General features: G+C 59.9%; 7 protein-coding genes and 1 pseudogene. 2 read left to right on the top strand and 6 right to left on the bottom strand.

The features are described 5' to 3' along the window. From AWC14_RS29125 to acuR, 4 genes and pseudogenes are all read right to left on the bottom strand, one after another. Positions 1 to 188, bottom strand: a pseudogene (locus tag AWC14_RS29125) (hypothetical protein); the annotation flags it as partial. 298 nt (positions 189 to 486) lie between these two features. Next, positions 487 to 1,128: an SDR family oxidoreductase gene (locus tag AWC14_RS06095; protein ID WP_036391071.1), complete on the bottom strand. Its 642-nt coding sequence runs from the start codon at positions 1,126 to 1,128 to the stop codon at positions 487 to 489. Positions 1,129 to 1,334: 206 nt separating this feature from the next. Beyond that, positions 1,335 to 2,318 carry an acrylyl-CoA reductase (NADPH) gene (acuI, locus tag AWC14_RS06090; RefSeq protein ID WP_031354507.1) on the bottom strand — a complete coding sequence of 328 codons (984 nt, stop codon included), beginning with the start codon at positions 2,316 to 2,318 and terminating at the stop codon, positions 1,335 to 1,337. 14 nt (positions 2,319 to 2,332) lie between these two features. Continuing rightward, a complete protein-coding gene (gene acuR / locus AWC14_RS06085) occupies positions 2,333 to 2,965 on the bottom strand; it encodes an acrylate utilization transcriptional regulator AcuR (RefSeq protein WP_086370962.1) in 633 nt (210 codons plus the stop codon). A 185-nt stretch (positions 2,966 to 3,150) separates the two neighbouring features. On the opposite strand from acuR, the gene AWC14_RS06080 reads away from it, so the two are divergent. After that, entirely contained in the window at positions 3,151 to 3,732 is a 582-nt protein-coding gene (locus AWC14_RS06080; RefSeq protein ID WP_036391083.1) for a TetR/AcrR family transcriptional regulator, read from the top strand. A gap of 143 nt (positions 3,733 to 3,875) precedes the next feature. Next, positions 3,876 to 4,571 (top strand): cysteine hydrolase family protein, encoded by a 696-nt coding sequence (locus tag AWC14_RS06075; protein WP_225345803.1) that lies wholly within the window; start codon positions 3,876 to 3,878, stop codon positions 4,569 to 4,571. Positions 4,572 to 4,646: 75 nt separating this feature from the next. Here AWC14_RS06075 and AWC14_RS06070 read toward each other — a convergent pair whose 3' ends face one another. Together AWC14_RS06070 and AWC14_RS06065 are read right to left on the bottom strand one after the other, a co-directional pair. After that, the gene (locus tag AWC14_RS06070; protein ID WP_023870529.1) at positions 4,647 to 4,874 is read right to left on the bottom strand and encodes an anti-sigma factor family protein; all 228 of its coding nucleotides are present in this window, start codon (positions 4,872 to 4,874) and stop codon (positions 4,647 to 4,649) included. 366 nt (positions 4,875 to 5,240) lie between these two features. Then, the gene (locus tag AWC14_RS06065; RefSeq protein ID WP_031354506.1) at positions 5,241 to 5,723 is read right to left on the bottom strand and encodes a YkgB family protein; all 483 of its coding nucleotides are present in this window, start codon (positions 5,721 to 5,723) and stop codon (positions 5,241 to 5,243) included. Between the last annotated feature and the right edge of the window lie 426 nt (positions 5,724 to 6,149).

The following is a 6,149-nucleotide window of genomic DNA, read 5'->3' as shown; positions in this document are numbered from 1 at the left end:
GTCGGTGGGCGGGCCAGTGATCCGTTGTGAAGCCGTTGGCCGTCGCTGTCGGTGACGATGAGATCGTCTGGGGCTCCGGCGATGGTGATCTCGCCGCGATGGTGCAGCCGGTGGTGATACGGGCAGACCAGCACCAGGTTGGTTACAAGTCGTTGATCTACCTGCTTCTTGCCTGCATTCTCCCGGTGTGGCGCTGGTGAGCGTGAGCAAAGCTGGGTGAGCGTCAACGTACGTACTGAAGCCCGTACACGATCTATGGGGTTGTGCCGCCTCCCTCTGAGTGAAGTCTCTTCAGATGTTGTCATCGCCTGTGGAGCATGCAGCCAATGACGATCCGCTTGGCCTGCTCGTACTCGACCTAGGCGGTCTAGTGCTCCCGCGAGGGTGAACTTACGCCGCCCGACGCAGGCTGCGACCTCATGCCCAGAGTTCGCATTGCGCCTGGACTATCCACTATCCAACGGCTCTTCCCGATCGCGTCCGGAATTACTGCCATGCAGGCTTGTCGGCGTCGGTGCCTGGCTTGTTTACTCCCAGTGAGCCGTGGAGTTCTTGTGAGGGATCGGTAATCAATCGTACGACGAGTGCCGCGATGCTTTTTCGGGATACCTCGGTGCCTTTGAAAGGTTCTCCTTTTTGGGTGATCTCGTAGTCCACTTCGTCTTTGTCTGTAAGCCATGCGGGTCTGATGATTGTGTAGTCAAGGCGCGAAGACTCGATCACTTTCGCCGCTGCGGCGTAGGTTTCGAGATAGCCGCCGTCGAGCATCCGATGGTTCCAACGGCCAAACTCGCCGGGGACTTCGTCGTAGATCCCTAGCGTCGAGATCCAAATGAGCCTTCGCACGCGAGCGCCCTCAAGTGCAGTGACGACCCCACGCGCTTGGTCCACGATATCTTTACCGCCAAGGTTGGCATAGACGATGTCTTGTCCCGCGACCGCTTGTTTCAGGAGACTTCCGTTAAGGACATCACCTTCTACTGCCGTTGCGCGGAGGTCGGGCAAGTCGTGCAAGCGTTGGTCGTTCCGTAGGTAGAGGGTGAGATTCACGCTCTCGTCGTGGAGCAGTTCGCGTACTACGATTTGCGCGATTCTGCCTCCGGCACCAAGTACAAGAACTCGTGTCATGAATGCTGCTCCTTCTGTCGTCGTGTGTGGTGGGCGTTATAAGCGGCGATCAAGGTATTTCCTACTCGGCCGAGTCCGGCACGACAGTTACTGGCGAGCTGGCGGCCCCTCGGTTGTGCTGATCGCATGCTGCGGGAGAGCACGTGCCTATCGTGCAGATAACCCGTCAGCTAGCGACTATCCCGCACTGCTCCAGCAAAGGGGAGTTAGCGATTCACGTCAACGATGATGCGGCCCCTCACTCGGCCCTCAAGAAGATCTGTTGAAGTGGAGATAGCGTCAGTGAGGCCGATCTCGTGGCTGATCTCGCCTAGGTGTCCGGTGTCGAGGTCGCTGCTCAGCCGGCCCCACGCTGTGACGCGTTTGGCGTGGGACTGCGTGACACTGTTGATACCCAACAGGCTCACTCCGCGCAGGATGAATGGCGCAACAGTGCTTGGGAATTCCATGCCTTGAGCCATGCCACACGCGGCGACGGCTCCCTCGGCACTGGTAGTGGCACACACATTGGCCAGTGTGTGGCTGCCCACGGAGTCGATAGCGCCGGCCCAGCGCTCGCTGCCCAAGGGGCGGCCCGGTTCGGCGAGTTCGGCTCGGTCGATCACCGTAGCCGCACCCAACCTCCGCAGATAGTCTGCCTCAGCGAGGCGGCCGGTTGCCGCGACGACCGTGTAGCCGTTGCTCGCGAGCAGCGTGACCGCGATGCTTCCGACGCCGCCACTGGCACCGGTGACGAGTACTTCACCGTCGCTAGGGGTGACCCCGTGTTGTTCGAGTGCCATCAGGCAAAGCATCGCTGTATAGCCCGCAGTGCCGATGGCAGTGGCCTGCGCCTCGGTGAACGAGGGGGGGAGTGGCACTAGCCAGTCCGCCTGGAGCCGAGCGATCTGTGCAAGCCCTCCCCAGTGGGTCTCGCCCAGTCCCCAACCGTTCACCAGAACGTGATCACCGGGTTTGTAGCGCGCGTCATTGCTGGCCTCAACGACGCCGGCTAAGTCGATTCCCGGGACCATCGGGAAGCGACGGACGACGGGGCCCCTACCGGTGATGGCCAGGGCGTCTTTGTAATTGAGGCTGCTGTATGCGACCCGGACGGTCACTTGCCCCTCAGGTAGGTCGTCGCTGCCGAGCCGCCGCATTTCCGCACGGTAGTCCGTGTTGGTCTTCTCAACCACAATCGCGCTGAACATCGTATTCCCTTCTCCTACGCGCGGGCACATGCGAGGAATCCACTGAAAAACACGTCGAGCGGTTCGACTGTCCGAGCGAGTTTGGTGCGCAATACCGCTCCCTCCCAACCGATCCAGAAGAACCGTGATAGCGCGGCGCAGTCGGTGTCGGCCGGAAGATCTCCTACGTCAACGGCCAGTCGCAGGCAATCCTGTAAGCGCTGCTCCCAGTCCTCAAGTGTTTCTTCGAGTTTCGTGCGATAGCTCTCGGGAAGTGTCCGAACTTCTTGCCCAAGATTGCCAACAAGGCATCCACGATCAAACCTGTGTCTGGCCATTCCGGCTTTCGCGTCCTCGACGAAAAGGGTCAGACGTTGCAGTGGTGGCAGACTGTCGTCCAACAGCCAGCGATCAAGTTTGCGCGCGAAATACTCCGCGTAGCTCTGCAGCACCTCCAGACCGAATGCGTCTTTGCTGTCGAAGTAGTGATAAAACGAGCCCTTCGGTACATCGACGCGCTTGAGCACCGATTCAATACCTGTCGCAGTGAGGCCCTGCGCAGTCAGGATTTCCATCCCGCAGCGAAGCAATGCTCCCCGCGTGTCTTCGTGGTCACGGCTGACTTTTGGCGGCCGTCCACGACGAGGCCGGACAATGGGAGCGCTCATGGTGATGAGATTAGACCGACTGTCTCTAAATGTCCACGGGCGCGTTCAGCGCCCGGTGAGTTCGCGCTACGCAATGGCGCACCAAAAATGCTCACTTGACCGGATATGTGCGTCTGGACGCGCGTGGTCGAGTTGGTGCCGTGCACGGCCAAGGTCGTCCTTGTTCGGTCAGTTACTCTGCTCCTGTGCCTCGCCCGGGGAACCCGGATATCCGCAGACGGTTACTCGCTAGTGGACTCGAGCTCTTCTATGCCCGTGGCGTCAACGCGACAGGTGTCAAGGAAATTGCCGATCGTGCCCACGTACCGAAGGCGGCGTTCTACACGTACTACGAGAGCAAAGAAGCCTTTGTTGTCGCAGTGCTAGAACAGTACTGGCTCGAACTTCAGGACCGGTCCGGATCCTTGCTGCTAGGTCGCGGGAGACCGGTTCGCCGCCTGCAACGCTACTTCGCGGTGATTGCCGACGAGCACGAGCGCCATACCTTTATGCGCGGCTGCCTAATTGGCAATCTCGCGCTCGAAGTCTCAGCCACCAGTGCGTCGGTCCACGAAAAGCTACGCGGCATTGTTTGTGCTTGGGAGCACGAACTGGCCGCTGTTTTCACAGAGGGAACGCCTCAACGGCGTCGCGAAGTCGCAGGTTTGATTATCGAAGCGTGGGAAGGGGCAGTGCTTCGCGCCAGGATCGATCGCACCCGCGCTCCATACGACCGTTTCTCACGAATAACCTTGCCGCAGTTGGTGGGTTTGGTCGGCACGTCCTGAAGTCCCGCCTCCATCATCGAGGTCCGAAAGGCCGGACTTGTTGATATCCGACCGGTCGTCTATTTATACTTTCCGGGCGCTGCCGTGTGTCGCGCACTAGCGCCCGATAGGAAAGGGACTCCCATCCAATGTCGACTTCATCCGTGTACGACGAGCCCGCAGAGCCCGGACTTCCGCCATCTGGCTTCCAGCTTGACGTGACGCACGCTGCGCTCGTCGTGACTGACCCGCAGAACGACTTTCTCAGCCCCGATGGTGCAACATGGTCGGTGTTCGGCGCCAGCGTCGAAGACAACGGCACTGTCGAGCACATCGACCAACTACTGTCAGCTGCCAAGAGCGCGGGGATCACGGTTGCGATCTCTCCGCACTATTACTATCCATCCGATCAGGACTGGCAATTCGGCGGACCGCTTGAGCGCTTCATGCACAGTGTCGGCATGTTCGCGCGGACGCATCCGCTGCAGCTGGAAGGGTTCGACGGTTCGGGCGCGGACTATCTCGAGCGGTACAAGAACCGCATCCTGGACGGAAAGACGGTGGTCGCTTCTCCCCATAAAATCGTGGGTCCGCAGTCCAACGATCTCGTACTTCAGCTTCGCAAACGCGGTGTGACCCAGGTTCTTCTGGCTGGAATGGCCGCGAATCTGTGCACCGAAAGCCATTTGCGCGAGCTGATCGAACAGGGTTTCGAGGTTGTCGTCATCCGTGACGCGACTGCGGGTGCACGGTTGCCCGAAGGCGACGGATACTTGGCTGCCCTGATTAATTTCCGATTCCTCGCCTCAGCTATCTGGACCACCGATCAAGCGGTGGCTGAGTTGGCGCAAGCCACCTAAAGACCGATGGGCGCTGACGGCAGCAAAGTTGGTGTATCCATTGTTGCTGAGCTGAACTCGGTTGCCCTGCGAAGCTCAGCGGCGCCGTTGGTGAAAGTGCGCCGATAACGTATCGCGCAGCGTGCGCTTGAAGCCGGCCACGGGGATCTGATTCAAGATTGCGATCGTCGATATGTATTGAGTGCGATAGTTTGCGCATCCGGCGCACTCGGACAGGTGCGTTTCGAGCCTCACGTGGTCGCTCGAACCGAGCGAGTCGTCCAGGTATTCGGTGAGTAGTTCGGCGAGTTCGTTGCATCTCATCTGTCTGCATCCTTTCATGTAGTGCATGAGCGACCGGCTCGCCGGCGACCATGCTCCCCGGTGCTTGAGGAAAAATTCCCGAGGATGGCTTCGTTGCTCCGACTCCTCGTCCAGTTTCTCGTCGTCGAGGGACTGCGACCTTTCCTCCTATGAAAGTTCGCAGACAGCTCTGTGAACCGAGGTGACTGATCCTGGGAAGAGCCGATTCCTTTGTGTAAGAGGCCTTCCTGTAGGGGGCCTTCGGCGATCTGGTGTCCTGACGTAGTCGCGTGCGAGGCGTGGCGTCGTGGGGCTTGCAAGTCGACAACTTGCACGAAGCCGCCCTCGTCACCCGCACGAAGCGAGGTGACGAGGGCGGCTTCGGCCTCAGCGGCGTGTGAGTGCATCGACCAGCGTCCAGGCAGAGATTCCGAGCAGTGCGACGTCCTTGATCAGGAACTGACCAGTCGACGACAACACCGGGAAACCTCCTGCTGATGCTTCGAATGCACCAGGCGTACTGAGCACGAATGTCAGTGTTGTGGCGAACATGCCGATGGCCATGAGGCTACCGATCGCTGAGAGTCGAGGGAACCACGGTTTGACGGCGAGCAAGACCGCGATTGCGATCTCGACTACACCGAGTAGCGACGAAAAGGTGGTGATCGAGAAAATGTCGTACAGCCAAGACATGAAAGGGCTGTTCGACACGAATGGCGCGATGCCGTTGGCTTCGTACTCTGTGAACTTCAGCATGCCGATCCAGGCGATGACGACGGCCAGCCCGTACCGTGCCAGGCCCGCGCCGCCACGTGCTACTGGCGACTCTGGGCGCACGCCGGCTTGAATCTGCTCGCGGATGGTAGCGATCATGATGACTCCCTTGCTAGTTGGGTTGACTACACCACTGAGTGCTATGCACTTCGGAAAGCGTTACAGCGCTTCCGTTTAGGTGGGTGTGCCGTACGTCATAGTTCCTGCGGGGATCTTGTGGGTCGAGACCGACGACGCGGATTGCGAGGTCTCGCCCTCGACCATTTGGGTGCCCACGCCCTTCCGCGCGGCGCTGCGGTCGTCGACGCCAAGTTCCTTTAGTCGCGGTAACCCCAGAAGTCGGCTTATCCGCCCCGTGTCGGCGCAATCGACCAGCAAAGCACGGACCATTTAGCAGCGCAGCGCGGTCAGGGAAAACGCCGGCGTGGTCTGTCGGCCCTCGTAGTGAGCCGTCCCGGCATGTCCGGAGACTCCCGACCTTGGGAGGATTCGCGTTATGGGACGTTCGAGCAAGTACCCCGA

The sequence above is a fragment of the Mycobacterium kyorinense genome (assembly GCF_002101735.1).
GTDB lineage: Bacteria > Actinomycetota > Actinomycetes > Mycobacteriales > Mycobacteriaceae > Mycobacterium > Mycobacterium kyorinense.
The sequence above is the reverse complement of the archived record's forward strand: the minus strand, read 5'-3'. Positions and strand labels throughout refer to the sequence as shown.